The organism is Halanaerobium sp. (genome assembly GCF_003070835.1).
Window position 1 is genome coordinate 1 of record NZ_QBLR01000050.1, and the last position, 19,519, is coordinate 19,519.

At 39.9% G+C, this 19,519-nt stretch carries 12 protein-coding genes; 6 read left to right on the forward strand and 6 right to left on the reverse strand.

The features are described 5' to 3' along the window. Window positions 1-334: 334 nt before the first annotated feature. The 3 genes from glgP to CI949_RS07380 all read right to left on the reverse strand — a co-directional run bounded on the left by glgP (window position 335) and on the right by CI949_RS07380 (window position 4,514). On the reverse strand, window positions 335-1,945 hold the full coding sequence (gene glgP / locus CI949_RS07370) for an alpha-glucan family phosphorylase (RefSeq protein ID WP_290764693.1): 1,611 nt from the start codon (window positions 1,943-1,945) through the stop codon (window positions 335-337). Window positions 1,946-2,044: 99 nt separating this feature from the next. Then, the gene (locus CI949_RS07375) at window positions 2,045-3,529 is read right to left on the reverse strand and encodes a glycosyltransferase (protein ID WP_290764696.1); all 1,485 of its coding nucleotides are present in this window, start codon (window positions 3,527-3,529) and stop codon (window positions 2,045-2,047) included. Continuing rightward, a complete protein-coding gene (locus CI949_RS07380; RefSeq protein ID WP_290764699.1) occupies window positions 3,516-4,514 on the reverse strand; it encodes a carbohydrate kinase family protein in 999 nt (332 codons plus the stop codon). The genes CI949_RS07375 and CI949_RS07380 overlap by 14 nt, the downstream gene beginning before the upstream one ends. 242 nt (window positions 4,515-4,756) lie before the next feature. On the opposite strand from CI949_RS07380, the gene pulA reads away from it, so the two are divergent. From pulA to CI949_RS07405, 5 genes are all read left to right on the forward strand, one after another. Continuing rightward, window positions 4,757-6,676: a type I pullulanase gene (gene pulA, locus CI949_RS07385; protein ID WP_290764702.1), complete on the forward strand. Its 1,920-nt coding sequence runs from the start codon at window positions 4,757-4,759 to the stop codon at window positions 6,674-6,676. A 138-nt stretch (window positions 6,677-6,814) separates the two neighbouring features. After that, on the forward strand, window positions 6,815-8,716 hold the full coding sequence (locus tag CI949_RS07390) for a DUF4914 family protein (protein ID WP_108139604.1): 1,902 nt from the start codon (window positions 6,815-6,817) through the stop codon (window positions 8,714-8,716). A 136-nt stretch (window positions 8,717-8,852) separates the two neighbouring features. After that, window positions 8,853-10,304, forward strand: a complete 1,452-nt coding sequence (gene gtfA, locus CI949_RS07395; protein WP_290764707.1) for a sucrose phosphorylase — start codon at window positions 8,853-8,855, stop codon at window positions 10,302-10,304. 125 nt (window positions 10,305-10,429) lie between these two features. Continuing rightward, the gene (locus tag CI949_RS07400; RefSeq protein WP_133529899.1) at window positions 10,430-11,404 is read left to right on the forward strand and encodes a LacI family DNA-binding transcriptional regulator; all 975 of its coding nucleotides are present in this window, start codon (window positions 10,430-10,432) and stop codon (window positions 11,402-11,404) included. Between the two features lie 111 nt (window positions 11,405-11,515). Next, window positions 11,516-12,883, forward strand: coding sequence for a sodium:alanine symporter family protein (locus CI949_RS07405; RefSeq protein WP_133529900.1), 1,368 nt, complete (start codon window positions 11,516-11,518; stop codon window positions 12,881-12,883). 93 nt (window positions 12,884-12,976) lie between these two features. On the opposite strand, the gene glgD is transcribed toward CI949_RS07405, so the two are convergent. The 3 genes from glgD to glgB are packed head-to-tail and all read right to left on the reverse strand — an operon-like array spanning window position 12,977 to window position 17,337. Beyond that, a complete protein-coding gene (gene glgD, locus CI949_RS07410; RefSeq protein WP_108139628.1) occupies window positions 12,977-14,128 on the reverse strand; it encodes a glucose-1-phosphate adenylyltransferase subunit GlgD in 1,152 nt (383 codons plus the stop codon). 3 nt (window positions 14,129-14,131) lie between these two features. Next, on the reverse strand, window positions 14,132-15,325 hold the full coding sequence (locus CI949_RS07415) for a glucose-1-phosphate adenylyltransferase (RefSeq protein WP_133529901.1): 1,194 nt from the start codon (window positions 15,323-15,325) through the stop codon (window positions 14,132-14,134). Window positions 15,326-15,357: 32 nt separating this feature from the next. Continuing rightward, window positions 15,358-17,337 (reverse strand): 1,4-alpha-glucan branching protein GlgB, encoded by a 1,980-nt coding sequence (gene glgB, locus CI949_RS07420; protein ID WP_133529902.1) that lies wholly within the window; start codon window positions 17,335-17,337, stop codon window positions 15,358-15,360. Between the two features lie 263 nt (window positions 17,338-17,600). On the opposite strand from glgB, the gene glgA reads away from it, so the two are divergent. Then, complete coding sequence (glgA, locus tag CI949_RS07425; protein ID WP_133529903.1) at window positions 17,601-19,379, forward strand: glycogen synthase GlgA; 1,779 nt, start codon at window positions 17,601-17,603, stop codon at window positions 19,377-19,379. Window positions 19,380-19,519 lie beyond the last annotated feature (140 nt).

The following is a 19,519-nucleotide window of genomic DNA, read 5'->3' on the forward strand; positions in this document are numbered from 1 at the left end:
AAAAGAATTGGCACTTTAACCGGAACAGACTTGAATATAAATAATAAGCGCCCGCAGTTCCCATGCTTCACTAACTCTTCATTTTATAACGAAAGGTCGAGTTAGCATTAGACCATCGAGGTCGTCAGAGCAGCGGAGTTAGAAACTGCAGCTTATCATTTCAGTCTAGCCCAAAATAAAACAAAAAGATAATTAGCAATTTAGTCGGAACAGACTTAAAGCAAATAAAATTAAGAAAAGCCTGCCCCATGTGTGAGCGAAGCGAGTTAGGGCAGGCCTTAATTTTATTTAGCTGTAGTCGTCGTGGAGACTATGCTAATTATCTTTATTGTTTTTACTTATTATACATTTCCCCATAATATCTCTCCAGCATTTTCTTGGCGGAGAATCTTTCATAGGTAGTATCAATACTTTCCATCATCATATCTTTCCAGCGGTCTTTGTTGCCGTAGAAAGTAGGCACAACATCATTGAATAAAACTCTGTAGAGTGCATAAAGATCACTTTCATCCTGACCTTCACCTACATAGCCGTCTCCAAACTGCCAGCCGTTGATTCCGTGCTCACAACCTTCAACCCACCAGCCGTCAAGAATACTTAAGTTTAAGCCACCATTCATAGCAGCTTTCATTCCAGAAGTACCACTGGCTTCAAGTGGTTTGCGGGGGTTGTTTAACCAGATATCAACACCGCGGGTCATGTAGCGAGCAATTTCCATATTGTAATCTTCTAAGAAAACTACACTGTTCGGAAATTCTTTTGCCTTTTTAACCAGATTGGCCACAATTTCTTTACCATTATCATCAGTTGGGTGAGCCTTACCTGAGAAGACCAGCTGGATCTCACCGGATTCTAAATAAGGGTCGATAATATCCGGTTTTTTGAAAATCAGATTTGGTCTCTTATAAGCTGTAGCTCTGCGGGCAAAACCAATGATTAATTTATTAGGATCAAGTTCTGCACCATTTCTTTCTTTAACAAAGTCAACTAATTCCTGCTTCATTGTCTGATGAGTACTGTAAATTGCTTCCTGATCACCCATGCTTTCAATAATTCTGTCATCAACCCAGGTACCTCTGTGGACACCATTGGTGATTGAGATGATTGGAGATTTACCAGCAACATCCTTCCACATTTCACGAGAAGTCTGACCGTGCAGTTTGGCAACACCATTTGACATTCTAGCCAGACGTAAGCCGGCAACTGTCATACTAAAGGGGCTGTCACCAATTTCTTTCATCTGTTTTCTGGTCAGGCCGTTAAAAGCACTCATCTTCTTGAGGCTGTCCAGACTGTGAGATTCATTTCCTTCCTTAACCGGAGTATGAGTAGTAAAGACAATATCGTCTTTTACATCATCCCAGGCTGTATGAAAGTCCATACCTGCTTCCATTTTTTCTTTGATTAATTCTGTTCCTGCTAGGGCTGCATGACCTTCATTAAAGTGATAAATGTCGATATTGAGGCCGAGTTTGCGGATTGCTTTAACTCCACCAATACCAAGTGCGATTTCCTGAGCAATTCTTCTTTCGTTAAATCCATCATAAAGACCGTCAGTAATTGTCTGGTATTTTCTGTTTTCAGGTAGATTTGCATCTAATAGATACAGAGTTGCATTATCAAATCTATCCAGTTTCCAGATTTTTAGAGTTACTTCCTGATCTCTAATTGTTACAGTTACAGTTTCTCCAGTGTCTTCAGCATAATCATAAATTTCCTTGTTGACAGGGTGCTGGTCTTCCGGGCGTCCTTCTTTGTTGATTACCTGTTTTGAATAACCTTTGCGCCATAAAAGTCCAATTCCTGTTACTGGATAAGAAAATTCTTTTGCTGCTTTAAGAATATCTCCTGCTAAAATTCCAAGTCCACCTGCATAAATCCGCATGTTTTCATCTAAACCATATTCCATACAGAAATAAGCTGTGTGCGGCTTATTGTTGTTCATTAACAAATCACTCCCTATTAATATTGTTCAAACGCTTGCATAAATTTTCTAATAATATCTATTCCTGTTTGTTTATTATATCAAATTCTCAGCAAATGTCTATTTTTTAAAAACTTTTTCTTTAAACTTTTCTAATAGCTTATGCTCATTGTCACTATCAGGCAGAAAATAGTAGGCGGGAATTTCACTGTGGATTACCGGTATATCAAAGCTTAAGCCTTTTTCCATCGCCTTGAGATATCGTTTTGCTGTCTGTTCCCAGGTATAAGTAGTTTCTACTCTTTCTCGTGCTTTGAGCTGATAATCCTTCCAGACTCCACTTTTACCAACTATTTTATTGAGTCCTCTGGCTATATCTTTAGGATCTTCCGGATCGATTAAAATTCCATATTCATCATCTGCCATAATTTCGCTCTGCCCGCCATTTTTAGTTACTACAGCAGGTAGTCCTGCCGCCATTGCTTCGACTGGAGCCAGACCAAAGGGTTCATAAAATGAAGTTAGAGAAAAGACGGATTCTTTTTCAGCCAGATAACCATAACATTCTGCCAGTTCTTTTTGGCTGCCTAAGGGGAACATTGATACCTTACCCTGCAGTTCATTTTCATCGATTACTTCCATAATTTGATCTAAAATTTCTTTTTCTTCTCCAGCAGCTGAACTGTAATCTTCAAAAGGATTTTCTATTCCCCGTAAGGTGATAACCAGGTTTGATTTTTCCTGCAATTTTTGATCGCCAGCATAGGCTTTAACTAAAGCAAGATGATTTTTCTTCTGATCAAGTCGACTGGCACAGATAATAGCTGGTTTATCCAATCGCTCAGCTTCTAAATCTCGCTCTAAGTACTGATCTATCATTTTCGCAGTCGCTTGAGAATAGCTGCCGTCAAAGACATCTGTATTTACTCCAGGAGGGATAACAGAAAACTTATTATCATTTTTTACGTCTACAGCCCCTTGATAGTAGGGATGAGAATACTGCTCCATCCTCTCCTGAGAGGTGCTGACAATGATCTGGTTGGCAAATTCCATGGTCAGTCTTTCGGCAATTATGCGGCTGTGGAATTTAAAACGGTCAATTAATTGATCAAAATTTTCTTTAGAAAAGTTGAGCTTATCCATCTTTTGGGCCCCAAGTGAATGTCCGGTGAAGGAAAATGGGCATTCCATTTTTTCTTTGAGCAGCACTCCTGCCAGACCACCATCTCCATAGTGGGTGGTAAAGAAATCAGGAAAAGCACCTTCTTCATCATAAAATTCGGCGATTGCATCTACATATTTTTTTAAATGCGGCCAGAGCTTTTCTTTGGCCAAAAATTTATCTCCCCCAAACGGCAGGCGGATTATTCTTAAATTTTCACAGCCCGGGTAGCTGTCATAAAGTTCACTGAACTCAGGCCACTCGGGATCATTAATCTGCCTGGTTATTATATCTACTTTAATTCCCATTTTGGCAAGGGCCATGCTGACTTCTTTAACATAAACAAGCTGTCCCCCAAAATCAGGATGTTCTGTCCAGTAGCTGTCATTTTGATCAAAATTACCCTGGGGGTTTAAAAATGCTACATGTTTAATTTCGCTCATTTAATTTACCTCCTTCAATTGGCTGAATATCGTAATAAGACATTATTTCCATTAATGGTGGTACAGAAGAAAGGGCACCTACTCCCTGAATTTTAAATGCTGCCACTGCATTACCAAGTCTGGCAGCTTCTTTGATCGGCAGGCCTTTAAGAATACCAGTTAAAAAACCTGACCAGAAAGAATCTCCAGCCCCTGTAACATCTACTACCTTCTCAGAAAAAACAGGGATGTGCAGTGGTTCACTGCTGCTGTCAGAAACCAGAACACCATCTTTACCCAGACTTAAAACAACAATTTTTGCTCCATCACTGTGGTATTTTTTTAGATAATTTTCAGGATGGTCCTGGCCGTAGAGGTGATAGGCATCATCTAAAGATGGTTTGATTACATCTGCCTGCGAAATTAATTCTCTAATAATTTCACTGCCTTTGTTGCCTTCAGGCCAGAGGCTGGCTCTAAAACTTGGATCAAAGGCAAAAAATTTATTTTTTTTAACTGCATATTCAATAATTTTAATTGCAGTTGAACGAGCAGGATTTTTTGAGAGAATAAAACTGCCGGTAAAGAAAATTGAAGAATTCTCTACCTTATCATATATCTGCTCACTGATCTGCAGATTAATATCTGCTCCCCGATAAGCAAGCCAGGAAGGTGTTTCCTTACTCTTATTAACAAAGATGATTGGAGTTCCTTCTTCAGCATCATACTGCATGCAGTCCAGATTGACACCTTCATTTTCTAAAATTTCTGTCAAATATTCTCCAAACTCATCATCACCAACTCGACTGATAAAAGCTGTTTTATTTTCGAGGCGCTGCATATTTACTAAAACATTGGCAGGAGAACCACCAAAATAACGGGTAAAATTAGCACATTCTTTAAGGGGCGCTTCCTCCCTGGATATCATATCCAGCAAAACCTCTCCATAAGCAGTTATATCAAAGTCATTGGCTTCGAAATTCACACTGTCATGAACTGTTAACAATCGCCTCACCTCACATTTTTAATTTTAAAGCTGCTCTTAAATATTATTTCTACATAAATTTTAAATAACCTGTTTTTTAAAATAATTAATCTCAACTTAGGGCAGGAATAGTAATCAAAACAAAGAATAATAAATAATACAGACAATAAATTTATTGAAATGACATTAAGAGGATAATAGTAATTAGTAATTAAATTTGATGCTGCCTGAGAAAAATTGCATTAACAGTGGAGATGATTTTTATGTTTACTCAAAATCTAAATATTAAGCCAGCCAAATTATATTATGCGGGGGATGATTTGGGTTTAACGTTTTCTGAAGACAGCATAAATTATAAAATTTGGTCTCCCCCTGCTCAGTCAGCTGTAATCGAGATTTATGCTGATGACCGGGGAGCAAAAAAACTTACAGAATATGAGCTGCAGCCGGGTTTAAGCGATACCTGGGAAGTTGAGCTTCCGCAGAGATTATACGGTAAATATTATCGGCTGCGCCTGAAGGTGCATCGCCGGGAATATAATTTTGTGGATCCCTGGGCTAAGGCAGTGGGGACAAACAGTGAATACGGCCTGATAGTTGATCCGGCCCGAATTTATCCACCTACCTGGACCCATGATCAAAAAGTTGAGCTGGAGGATCCGGTTGATGCTGTGATCTATGAACTGCATGTTAAAGACTTTTCAGCTTCTCCTGAAAGCGGTATCAGGCACCAGGGGAAATATACAGCTTTTACTGAAAGGCACAGTGTTAATCGGGAAGGAATGCTGACTGGAATTGCCCACCTTAAAGAATTGGGAGTTACCCATGTCCATCTGCTGCCGGTATATGATTTTGCCTCTGTAGATGATAGAGATCCTGATGATTACAACTGGGGTTATGATCCTCTATACTATATGGTGCCGGAGGGTTCATATGCCTCTGATCCCAGCAATGAAAGCAGAATTTATGAATTCAAAAAAATGGTGAAGACCCTGCATTCATATGGAATTGGAGTAATAATGGATGTAGTATATAACCACACCTATCATACTCAGAACTCACCTTTTCAGAAAATTTTTCCCAACTATTTTTATAGATTTACAGAGGACGGCAAATTTGCCAATGCTTCTGGCTGTGGAAATGAAATTGCGAGCGAGCGAGAAATGATGCGCAAATATATTGTTGATTCTTTATTATACTGGAGCCAGGAATACCATATTGATGGTTTTCGTTTTGATCTGATGTCTTCTATTGATCGGGAGACTATGCTTTTAGCCGAACACAAGCTGCGCAAAGAAAACTCATCACTTTTAATTTATGGTGAGCCCTGGACAGCTCTGGAGCCGCAGCTGCAGCGCTACCAGCAGATTCGCAAAGGTGATCAGCGGGGAACAGGAATTTCAGTCTTTAATGACAATTTCCGCAATGCACTAAAAGGTGACAGTGATGGGATAGGCAGGGGCTTTATCCAGGGCGAGATTGGTCTGGAGAGAGAAATTGATGAGGGTGTTATTGGAGCAATTGGACTGGAAGAAAGACGCTTATACGGTTTTACCCTGCAGCCCGGAGAAAGCATTAATTATCTGGATTCACATGATAATTTAACCCTCTGGGATAAACTTGCCCGCTCCTGCCCGGGAGCCAATGAGGAGCAGCGCAAAAAAATGCATAAACTGGGGCAGGTAATATTATTTACCTCACAGGGAGTACCCTTTGTTTCAGCCGGAACTGAATTTTTGCGGACTAAGTTTGGTGATAAAAATAGTTTTAATTCAGGAATAGATGTTAATGAATTAAAATGGGAGAGAAAAACAACCTACCGGGAACATTTTAATTATGTAAAGGGGCTGATCAACCTGCGCAGCCACCACCCTGCTTTCAGAATGCGCAGCCGAACAGAAATCAAGGAAAAGCTTCACTTTATTGATTCTCCTTTTGCAACAGTAGGTTATGGGATTTTTAATAATGCCAATGAAGATGCCTGGGGTACAATTTTAGTTTTATTAAACCCCTCTCATGAATGGAAACAGTTCTATCTGCCTGAAAACAGGACCTGGGCAATTGTAGTTGATGATAAGGAGGCAGGAACCGAACCAATTAGATTTTTCCATTCCCACGAAGTAATGGTGCCTCCAATTACAGGTATGGTAATTTATGCAGCAGATTTAGTTACAGGCTATTAAATGCTTGTAGCTTTTCTGCTCTTATGATAAAATTAATATTAAGTATTTTATTAGTCGAGCAAGATTTTGTCCTAAATTGTGGCAATCTTCACTTATTTTACAAAATTTAGCATAAAGAAGGGAGTAGTAGAGTATAGTATGATTAAAGATGAGAATTTAAAGAATGTTGAGCTGCCGGAAGAGGTTGAGGAGCTGCTTGAGGCCTGTCCTAAATACACAGTTGCTCATAGTGAGCAGCAGCTGGTTGAGCTGTCTGTTAGAGATGCTAAAAATGGCTGTCAGGAAGTGAAATATGATATTCCTGAGCGGGGTCAGGTTGTAGAAGCTGTTGTCTGTAAGGTTAGAAATGGGATTTCAGCTAATTATCCTGAATCCTATATGCGCCGCCGTGATCCAAATTGTATGCTGATTGCTGACGAGAAGCCGACTGATAAGGAAAGATATGAGGAGCGTTTTGGAGAAGATTTTACAGAAAAAATGAGGGGTGAAACTTTTGAGTGGTTGAAGACCCAGGAACTGGCCCTCTTTTTCTTTGAGACTGGGCCTAATGGTTTGGGAGTGAAGGCAATGGCCCTGGTGCCGGCTAATGCTGCCTTTTTTGCTTTTGGACTTTCCCTGCTGCAGGGGATAGTTGATACCCGAAAGCGAGAAGAGCTATTTAAGCCCACCTCCCACATATATGTAGCACCACCATTTCGCCACACTCATTTTGACGGTAAACAGGTGGTAGTTCACCGCCGACTGGATAGTAAATATGAAATGTTTGCCTATAATCTTTATCCAGGACCGAGTGCTAAAAAGGGAGTTTATGGAATGCTGATCAATCAGGGGGAAAAAGAAGAATGGGTAACCCTGCACTGCTCGGCTGTCCAGGTAGTAACCCCTTATGGCAATACAGTAAATATTTCTCACGAGGGCGCCAGTGGTGGTGGAAAAAGTGAAATGCTGGAGGATATGCACCGCGAAAGAAGTGGGCGCCTCCTATTTGGTAAGAATTTAATGACAGATGAGAAGTTCCACATTACCCTGCCTCAGGGCTGTGGACTGCGGCCGATGACTGATGACATGGCAATCTGTCATAATTCACTGCAGAAAGATAATGGTAAACTGACTTTAATGGATGCTGAAAATTCCTGGTTTGTACGGGTTGATCACATCGATAGGTATGGTACTGAACCCAATCTGGAGGCCATTACAGCCAATCCTGATAAACCATTACTATTTTTAAATATTGATGCAGCTCCAAACAGTACAGCTTTAATCTGGGAGCATATTGAGGATGAGCCGGGTCAGCCCTGCCCCAATCCGCGGGTGACAATTCCCAGAGATATTATTCCTGATGTTTTAAAAGAACCGCTTTCTATAGATGTCCGCAGTTTTGGGGTGCGGGTACCACCCTGTACAAAGGAAAATCCTACTTATGGCATCATGGGACTTTTCCATGTGCTGCCTCCTGCCTTAGCCTGGCTCTGGCGGCTGGTTGCTCCCCGGGGACACGGAAATCCAAGTATTATCACTGGCGAGGGGATGAGTTCTGAAGGAGTCGGTTCTTACTGGCCCTTTGCAACCGGTAAAAAGGTTGATCAGGCCAATCTGCTCCTGGATCAGATACTGGAGACTCCTAAAGTTAAGTATATTTTGATCCCCAACCAGCATATTGGGGCCTGGAAGGTTGGTTTTATGCCGGAATGGATTACCAGAGAATACCTGGCCCGCCGTGGAGGTGCCTGGTTTACTGAAGAACAGCTGCGACCTGCCCGGATGCCGCTTTTAGGTTATTCACTGCAGGAGCTGCTGGTAGAGGGTCAGCATATAGAAAAAGAATTCTTACAGGTTCACCGCCAGCCAGAAGTTGGCGAAAAAGCCTATGATATTGGTGGTAAGATACTTTCGGATTTCTTCAAAAAATGTATCAAAGAATATCTAGAACCCGGTCTTGACCCACTGGGAAGAAAAATTATTGAGACGGCTCTCAATGATGGTGGAGTAGATGACTACTGTGATTTAATTGAGGGGGATCCGATAATCAGACAGATTTAAAATTATAATTAGGAAAAAGGAGGGCTGAGGCCCTTCTTTTTTTAGAAAATATGTTAAGCGCTTGACATATAAAATTCGAGATAATAAAATATAGATATAATTTAAAATTTAAAATAAAATTTCTGGAGGGATTAAGTTGTCAGCAGAGAATAAAGTGATGTTAATTACATATGCCGATAGTATGGGTCAGAATTTAGAGGATCTAAAAGAAGTGCTGGATAAACATTTTAAGGATGCGGTGGGAGGAGTTCATATTCTCCCATTTTTTCCTTCTTCTGCAGATAGAGGTTTTGCACCTTTAACCTACAGAGAAGTTGATCCAAAATTTGGGGACTGGGATGATATACAGGCTCTGGCAGATAATTATTACCTGATGTTTGATTTTATGGTCAATCACATTTCAAAGCAGTCTGAGTATTTTAAAGATTTTAAGCAGCATAAAGATGATTCAAAGTACTCTGATTTTTTTATCCGCTACAAGGACTTCTGGGAAAACGGTGAGCCAACAGAAGAGGAAGTCGATTTAATTTATAAGCGTAAACCGCGGGCTCCCTATATTGATGTTGATTTTGCTGATGGGACAACAGAGAAGATCTGGTGCACCTTTGCCGAAGAACAGCTGGATTTAAATATGGAATCTGAGGTAGTTAAGAATTTTATTAGAGAAAGTCTCGAATTTTTAGCTGAGCAGGGAGCTTCAATTATCAGACTTGATGCCTTTGCTTATGCAATTAAAAAGGCGGGAACAAGCTGCTTTTTTATCGAGCCTGATATCTGGGAACTTTTAGATTACTGTAAGGATATTCTGGCTGAAAAAGATGTGGAAATTTTACCGGAAATCCACGAGCACCATTCAATTCAGCTTAAAATTGCTGAGAAAGGACACCCAGTTTATGATTTTTCTCTGCCGATGCTCTTACTGCACTCAATTTACAGCTCTACATCCAAACGCTTAAGAGACTGGCTTAAAAAAGCACCTGCCAATCAGTACACAACCTTAGATACTCATGATGGGATTGGGGTAGTTGATGTTAAAGACCTAATGACCGATCAGGAGATAGAAGAAACCAGAGAAATGCTCTACCAGCGCGGCTCCAATGTTAAAAAAGTTTACAGCAGTGAGGCCTATGACAACTTAGATATTTACCAGATTAACTGCAGTTATTATTCTGCTTTGGGAAATAATGATGATTCTTACCTTTTAGCAAGGGCAGTTCAGTTTTTTGCCCCCGGAATTCCCCAGGTTTACTATGTAGGGATGCTGGCTGGGGAAAATGATATTGAATTACTGGAAGAGACAAAGGTGGGGCGCAATATTAACCGCCACTATTATTCTAAGGCAGAAATTGAGTCTGAGGTTCAAAGACCGGTAGTTCAGAAATTGATCAAATTGATGGAATTCCGCAATTCCTATCCTGCTTTTGCCGGCGACTATACTATCCATGATTCTGAGCGGGAAGAAGAACTTAAGATCAGCTGGCAGAATGGTGAGTCCAGAGCAGTTTTAGAGGCAGATTTCAGTCAGGATAGTTTTGAGATTGAATATTATGATCAGCAAAAAGGAGTAATGGAGACTTTAGAACTCTAAAAAGCTGTCTCAGTTGATTTAAAATCGAAAAATTTTAATAGAAAAAGTTAACAATGAGCCCCTTAAGTTGAAATAGTTTAAAGCTATTAATTTAAGGGGTTTTTAACTAAGGAGGTTGATTAAAGATGACCACTCAGAAGGATGTGGCCGAAAAAGCAGGGGTAACAGTTACTACAGTTTCAAGAGTGATCAACAATCGCGGCTACATAGCAGAAGAGACCCGGGAAAAGGTCTATCAGGTGATGGATCAGTTAAATTACAGACCGAATGCTGTTGCCAGGTCACTTTCCAAAAAGAAATCAAATATTTTGGGAGTAATTCTGCCGGCGGTTAAGCATCCCTTTTTCAGCAGTCTATTGTCTTATTTTGAAGAGTTTGCCTATCAGAATGACTATAAGATTATGCTCTGTAATTCGCAGATGGAGGCAGCTAAGGAAAAAGATTATATCAATATGCTCAGAGCTCAGCAGGTAGATGGAATTTTCCTGGCCAGCCATACTTTAGATATTGCTGCTGAAATGAAGGTTGACCTGCCGGTGCTGACTTTTGACCGCCAGTTTGAAGGCATTCCCTATATTTGCTCTGATAATCTTAAGGGTGGAAAACTGGCAGCTGAGCACTTACTGGCAGCAGGGGCAGAGAAAGTTGCGTATATTGGCGGCAGTCTGGAGCTTGATTTGCTTTCCAATCAGCGCTACCAGGCTTTTAAACAGACGATAAATGACGCCGGCTTTAAGGTTGATGATTATCAGTGTCAGTTAAATAGTTTTGACCGCCAGGAGTACAGAAAACTGGCCCGAGAAATTTTTGACTCAGATCGAGTTGTTGACGGTATTTTTGCCAGCAGTGATTTGATTGCTGCAGCTGTAATTAAAGAAGCGAAGGCAAATGGAATCAGGGTGCCTCAGGATTTAAAAGTTATCGGTTATGATGATCTGGAGCTGGCCAGCCTCTACAGTCCCGAAATAACTACAATCAGGCAGCCGGCAGCAGAGATCGCCAGAAAATCAGTAGAGCTTCTGCTTAAAGAAATAGCAGGAGAAGAAATTGAACAGAAAAATATTCTCGATGTGGAATTAGTTGTAAGAGAATCAGCGTAAATCACCCAGAAAGTCAATGTATACATGGATAATCATTTTAATATTTTAGATTTATGATATAATTTTTTTATCATCATAAATTTATAATTAGAGAAGACAAGGAGGAAATTTATGTTAGAATGGTTTTTATCAATTAATAGTACAGTTAATTCGATTGTCTGGGGACCACCTTTTTTATTTCTGCTGGTGGGAACAGGTCTTTATTTAACAATTAGGCTTAATTTTTTACAGTTTAAGCATTTTAAACTGTCCTGGGACAAAAGTTTTGGCCGCTATTTTCGGAGAGATGTTGAGAATGAAGAAGGTGTTTTATCATCTTTTCAGGCTATTAGTTCAGCGATGGCGGCAACACTGGGAGTTGGAAATATTGCCGGTGTATCTACAGCTCTATCACTAGGTGGCCCGGGAGCAGTTTTCTGGATGTGGATTTCTGCGCTGGTAGGAATGGCAACCAAATTTGCTGAAGCTCAGCTGGGAGTTAAATTTAGAGAAAAGACCGGTGAAGATGAGTACAGTGGTGGAGTTATGTATTATATAGAAAAGGGAATGGGCGGCCGCTGGAAATGGCTGGCTTCCTTATATGCATTTTTTGCAGGAATGGCAGCTTTTGGAATTGGAAACATGGTGCAGTCGAATACTCTGGCTCATGCAGCTGAAGATGGTTTTGCTGTCCCAAGCTGGATTACAGGTCTTGCTGTATCGTTTTTGGTGGGGCTGGTTGTTCTGGGAGGAATTAAGAGAATTGGAAAGGTAGCAGAAAAATTAGTTCCTTTAATGGCAGCTTTTTATTTTATCGGTGGTGCAGTTATAATTTTTGCCAATATCACACAGGTGCCAGCAGTTTTGGCCGAGATAGTAAGTAGTGCTTTTAATCCGACAGCAGCTTTTGGCGGTTTTGCAGGTGCCTCAGTCAGGATGGCAGTTCGCTTTGGTATCGCCCGCGGTGTGTTTTCTAATGAAGCCGGGCTGGGAGCAGCTTCTATGGTCCATGCTCAGGCACGGAATAAGCCAACCCGTCAGGGAATGTGGGGTATCTGGGAAGTGTTTATTGATACCATTGTTGTCGGTACAATTACAGCTTTAGTAATTTTATTAACCGGGGCTCTGGGAACTGGAGAAACAGGTGCAGTTCTGGCAGCAGAAGGATTTACCCGTGGCCTGCCCGGTCCAGGTGGTTATATAATTAATATCAGTATCATAATTTTTGCCTATACTACAATGCTTACCTGGAGTTTTTATGGAGAAGAAAGCTGGAAGTATTTATTCGGTAAGAAAATAGTAAAACCATACCGCTTTGTTTTTGTAGTCCTGCTTTTGGTGGGGGCAGTTGGTGCTTTAGAACCAATCTGGCTTTTAGCTGATACTTTAAATGGGCTGATGGCAGCTCCAAACTTAATTGCTCTGGTTGTTCTGGCCGGAGTAATTGTCAGGGAAAAGGATGATTATTTACTGGAAGTAGAAAATGATCAGGCTGCCTGATCAACAGAAAAATTAAATTAAAAAAATTAAAGTAAAGCAAAGGCAGGGGAAGCTTCCCCTGCCTTTAAATAATTTATCTAGTTTTAATTTAAATTAAACGATAGTATTTTTAGCAATGATCATTGGTAAATTGGTGTCTCCCTTAAGTGATTTATCAGCAGTTATCTGCACACCCTTATCTAGAATTACATTTTCCAGATAGGCATTTTCACCAATTTCTGATTTCTGCATAATAACTGAGTTTTTAATTACTGCTCCGGGGTGAACTTTAACACCTCTAAATAAAATACTATTTTTTACCTCACCTTTAATTGAGCAGCCGTTTGCTGCCAGAATGTTGCGGGCATTTACTCCATTTTTATAGGCGGTTGGTGCCTCATCTTTAGGTTTGGTATAGATTGGACCATTTTTAAGAAAAAGATCCTGCCAGACATTTGGCTTTAATAGTTCAAGATTGCTTTTATAGTAGCCATTAATTGAATTGATGACAGCTGCGTAGGAACGGAAGGGGTAGCCGTAAACTTTTAAATTATCCAGGTTTCCAATAATAGCATTTTTGACAAAATCCCATTCTCCTTTGGAAATGCAATCATCAATAATATCAAGCAGCAGTTCCTTTTTCATAATATATTTCTGCATTGATATTTTTTTGTAAAAATTCTTCTTGGGATCAACCTTCATATCGATAATTCGGTCATTATCATCAGTATTAATCACAGTATAGGTTGTATCACGGCGGAAAACGTCAAGTTCACGGTAAATTATTGTAATATCATTATCATTTTCCACATGGTACTTAAAGGCATCCCGGTAGTCAATATTGGCCACCACATTTGGACTGCCGATGATCACATATTCCTGGGTGCTGCGTTTAATATAATCGATATTGCTGGCAAAGTTCTGCAGGTCTCCCTTATAAGCTCGATTTGCCTGATAAATATGGGCTGGAGGCAGGATGAAGAGCCCGTTGCGCTTGCGGTCTAAATCCCAGGCTTTACCAAAACCAATATGGTCCATCAGGGAACGATACTTTGTCTGGAGCAGCAGACCAACATTGGTTACCCCTGAGTTAACAAGATTGGATAAAGGAAAGTCAATCAGCCGGTAGCGTGCTCCAAAAGGAACAGATGCTAAAGAACGGTGACCGGTTAGTTTATCCAAAAATGACTCATCGAGGGCATTGTTGATAATAGCCATTACATTATTCATATTTGCTCCGCCTTTTTTATAGATCGGTGTCATCATCATTTATCCCACCACCATTCCTGCTTTAATATTTGAGGCTTCTGGAATGACCTCATCATCACCGATTACAGTGATCTTTAATTCATCCTCAGTATTTTCCTCAGCTGCTTCGATTCCTATTTTCGAATCTTTTTCGACTATTACATTTCTGCCAACAATAGAGTTCTTAATCTGAGCTCCACTGCTGATTCTGGTGTTGGGCAGGATGACAGAATCTTCAACAACTGCATCCTGGGCTACCTTAACTCCATAGAAGAGAACAGAGTTTTTAACTGTTCCCATTATTTGAGTTCCTTTATTGATCATTGAATTATCTACCACCGCATCCTCCGAGAGATACTGGGGAGGACGGTTGGGATTAACACTATAGATAACCCAATTTCGATCCTGCAGATCAAGCTCAGGTTTTTCGCCTAAGAGATCCATATGAGCATGCCAGTAACTTTCTATGGTTCCTACATCCTTCCAGTAATCTCTAAACGTATAGGCATAGAAGTTGAGATTATCAGCCATCATTTTGGGAATAATATTGTGGCCAAAATCACCGGCTGAATCATCATTTTCTTCGGCTTCCTCAATCAGATATTTACGCAAATATTCCCAGTTGAAAATATAAATTCCCATTGAGGCCAGATTGTTTTTAGCATTTTCTGGTTTTTCCTGGAATTCAATGATTTTTTGATCTTCATTGGTGTTCATTATCCCAAAGCGGTGGGTTTCTTCCCAGGGGACTTCGAGAACTCCAATAGAGATATCAGCATTTTTAGCCTTGTGGTAATTTAACATCTCTGCATAGTCCATTTTATAAATGTGGTCTCCAGAAAGCACCAGTACATATTCTGGGTCATGGATGTCGATAAATTCTATATTTTGATAAATTGCATCTGCAGTTCCTTTATACCAGGAGCCTCCACCTTCTTTAACATAAGGAGGAAGGACTGTGACTCCACCATTGTGGCGGTCGAGGTCCCAGGAGCTGCCGCTGCCTATATAGCTGTTTAAAACCAGTGGTTTATACTGAGTTAATACACCAACAGTTGTGATTCCAGAATTTGTACAGTTACTTAAGGGAAAGTCAATTAGCCTGTATTCGGCACCAAAGGGGACTGCAGGTTTGGCAATGTTTTTTGTTAAAACCCCCAGCCGTGTACCTTTACCGCCGGCAAGCAGCATGGCCACCATTTCTTCTTTTGGCATATTTATTACCTCCTTTGAAAATTGAAGCTAAACTACTTCTTTCTAGAATTTTTAGTTTCGGATACTTTCTTTTCCTGGGTTGATTTTTTGAGCTTCTTAGTTTTTTCGTTCTTTTTAGTTTGCTGCTTATACTTTAAGTAGATTCCAGCCAGGGGTGGTAGATTGATGCTGATAGAATGATCAAAACCGTGATAAGGAATTTCTTCAGTTTTAACTCTGGCAGCAGTTTCATAATCTGAACCACCAAAAACTTTTTGATCACTGTTTAAGAGCAGCTCATATTCTCCCGGTCCAGGTACTCCAATGCGGTATTTATCTCTGGGAACTGGAGTAAAGTTTAAAATAATTACCAGCTGCTGGGCTTCGTTTTCAGAATTCCTGATAAAACTGATTACGCTCTGTTCATAGTCATCTGCTTCTATCCAACGGAAACCTGCATGTTCATGATCAAGTTCCCAGAGAGCTTTTTCTTTACGATAAACCTGATTTAATTCCTGCATAAAATCCTGGGTTAACTGATGTTTTTCGTAGTCAAGTAAAAGCCAGTCCAAATCCTGTTTATAATTCCATTCAATAAATTGACCAAATTCCCCGCCCATAAAGAGAAGTTTTTTGCCAGGATGGGCGTACATGTAGGTAAATAGAAGTCGTAAATTGGCAAACTTCTGCCAGTAATCTCCAGGCATTTTATCAAGCAGTGATTTTTTACCATGGACAACTTCATCGTGTGACATTGGCAGCACATAATTTTCACTCTGACTGTACATACTGGAGAAGGTTAGCTTGTTATGTTCCCATTTTCTATAAACCGGATCATTTTCCATATAATCTAAAGTATCATTCATCCAGCCCATATTCCATTTGAAATTAAAGCCGAGACCGCCATCATGGACAGGAGCTGTAACCAGCGGCCAGGCACTTGATTCTTCGGCAATCATTAAGATGCCGGGGTAGCGTTCAAACATTTCACTGTTCAATTCTTTAATGAATTCGATTGCTTCCAGATTTTCAAAGCCCCCATACTCATTGGCAGCCCACTGGCCGTCCTCTTTTTCATAATTTAAATAGAGCATGTTACTGACTGCATCAACCCTTAAACCATCTATATGGAATTTATCGATCCAGTAATTGGCACTGGAAATCAAAAAGCTCCAGATTTCATTTTGAGCAAAATCAAAATTTAAAGTATCCCACTGAATATTTTCTGCTCTTCTGGGATCAGAGCTTTCGAAAAGATGAGAGCCGTCAAATAAACGCAGGCCGTGATCATCTTTACAGAAGTGACTGGGTACCCAGTCCATAATTACGCCGATATCATTTTGGTGCAGCTGGTCAACAAAATACATAAAGTCTTCGAGAGTTCCATAACGAGAAGTGAGAGCAAAATAGCCTGTGGTCTGATATCCCCAGGAGCCGGGAAATGGATATTCAGTTAAAGGCATCAGCTCGACATGGGTAAAGCCCATTTCATTAATATAGGGAACCAGTTCATCGGCAATATCTCTGTAATTCATCAATTCTCCATCATCCTGCTTCCAGGAACCAAGATGCATTTCATAGATGCTCAGAGGCTCCTTGAGGTGATTGGAATTTTTTCTTTTTTTAAGCCATTTTTGATCACTCCAGCTGTATGTATCAGGCTCATAGATTTGAGAAGCTGTCTTGGGAGGTGTTTCCTGTCTTTTTGCATAGGGATCTGTTTTAACCCTAACAACCCCTCTGTAGCCCCGAATCCAGTATTTATAGTGCATTTTGTTCTCTGCACCTTCAATAAATGTAGTCCAGATCCCGGAGTCTTCAATTTTTTGCATTGGGTTTTCACTTTTATTCCAGTCATTAAAATCACCAATTACACTTATTTCTTCTGCATTTGGTGCCCAGACTGTAAAGCGAACTCCTTTTTTTCCCTTTTCCTCTGTAATATGTGAGCCTAAAAAATTATAACTCTCATAGTGTCTGCCCTGATGAAACAAATATCTGTCATAATCACCAGGATAATTATTTTTTGGCATTAAACTCCCTCCTTAAATCTAAAAAAATTTATTTTAAGTATTTATAAATCTGTTGTTGTATTGTATTTATTCTCTATTTCCTCTAAATTTCCTTTAATTAATCAGCTGATATCTGTCAAATTATGACTATTTTCTGAAAAAACGATTTAGTTGACATTATTCTTGACTTTTATTAAACTAAGGATAAGAATATAATTTAGTTGATTTTGTAAATAAGCAGATAGTAGCTAGAATCATTTTTTATAATCACAGGAGGTGGCTCCATGAAAAAAGAAAAAAAGAAAATTTTATTTGTTGCTTCAGAGGCGGACCCATTTATTAAAACTGGTGGGCTGGCGGATGTAGCCGGTTCTTTACCACAGGCACTGAGAGAAGAAGGCCATGATGTAAGGCTGGTTATTCCACAGTACAGGCAGATCCCGGAAGAATATAAAGAAAGAATGGAATCAGTCTGCCATTTTAGAACAAAGTTAGCCTGGAGAGATACATATTTAGGTGTTAACAGACTGGAAGAAGATGGAGTTCCGGTTTATTTTATTGATAATAGATATTATTTTGATCGCGATTCAATCTATGAAAATGAAGATAAGCATGAGCAGTTTGCATTTTTCTCACAGGCTGTTTTAGATATGCTGCCTGTAATTGGTTTTAAGCCGGATATTATCCATGCCAATGACTGGCAGACAGGTCCACTACCACTGCTTTTTGCTGACCGTTATCGTCAGCAGAGTTATTATCAGGATATTAAAACGGTCTTTACTATTCATAATCTCAAATATCAGGGACAGTTTGCCGGTCATTCAGCCGGAGATGTTTTAGGAGTGGCCCCACACCACTGGGAAAGTGGAAATATCAGACACAATGGTCTTTTGAACTATATGAAGACAGGGATTGTGTACGCTGATCATGTGACAACAGTAAGTGAAAGTTATGCAAATGAGATTCAGACATCCTATTATGGTGAAGGTCTGGATTATGCTCTAAGAATGCGTGGAGATGATTTAAGCGGTATTTTAAACGGTATCAGCTACGAGAAGTTTGACCCCAAGACAAATAAGAACCTGGCAGTGCGCTTTTCAAAAGGTGAGATTGACAAAAAACTGGCCAATAAGGTTCATATTCAGCAGAAACTTGGACTGGAAGTAAACGGTGATAAACCACTAATTGGATTTATTTCGAGAATGGTTGAACAGAAGGGACTGGACCTGGTAAGGGCTGTTTTTGATGAGATTATGGCAACTGGAGCTCAGTTTTTGATTCTGGGAACAGGACAGAGAGAATACGAGGAATTTTTTGAAGCCAAACAGCATGAATATCCGGATAATCTTTCTGTAAATATTAAATATGATGCTCAGCTGGCAGATCAGATTTATGCAGGTAGTGACATGTTCTTAATGCCCTCACGTTTTGAACCCTGTGGTTTAAGTCAGCTGATTAGTTTCCGCTATGGTACAATTCCGGTTGTTAGGGAAACCGGTGGTTTAAAGGATACTGTAATTCCTTATAATGAAGAAACAGGAGAAGGCACAGGTTTCAGCTTCAACAATTATAATGCTCACGACATGCTGCACACAATTGAAAGAGCAGTTTCCTTCTATTATCAGAAAGGAGTCTGGAATAAGCTGGTCAATCGGGTGATGGATCTTGACTACAGCTGGCATAATTCAGCCAAGAAATATTCAAAACTTTATAATCAGCTGACAGGGGCTGGAAAAGAGAAGGCTAAGCCTGTTGGAGACTCAGAGTTTGAGATCAAGGTTTATCAACCTGAAAGTAAAGAAAGCAAAGCAGCCAGACCTAAGGCTAAAAAAGCTGAGGCTGCAAAAAAGAAGCCGGGACCTAAAAAGAAAAAACAGATTAATATCAATCAGGCTTCAGTTTCGGAACTGGCAGAACTCCCGGGTATTGGTAATGCCTATGCGGAAAGAATAGTTGTCTACCGTGAAGAAAATGGAGATTTTAAAAAGAAATCTGAGTTGACTAAAGTTAAAGGAATTGGTAAGAAAAAATATCAAAAAATTTCAGCTATCTTAACTGTTTAAGGATTAGACAATCAAAAAAAGATTGAGGCCGTCTTTAAGGGCGGTCTTTTTCTTGCTGATAATTGATAAATAAATCACAGCCAGTAAAAATTTTCACTTTTGTTTGCTTAAAGCATATAGATTAAATATAATAGATGTAG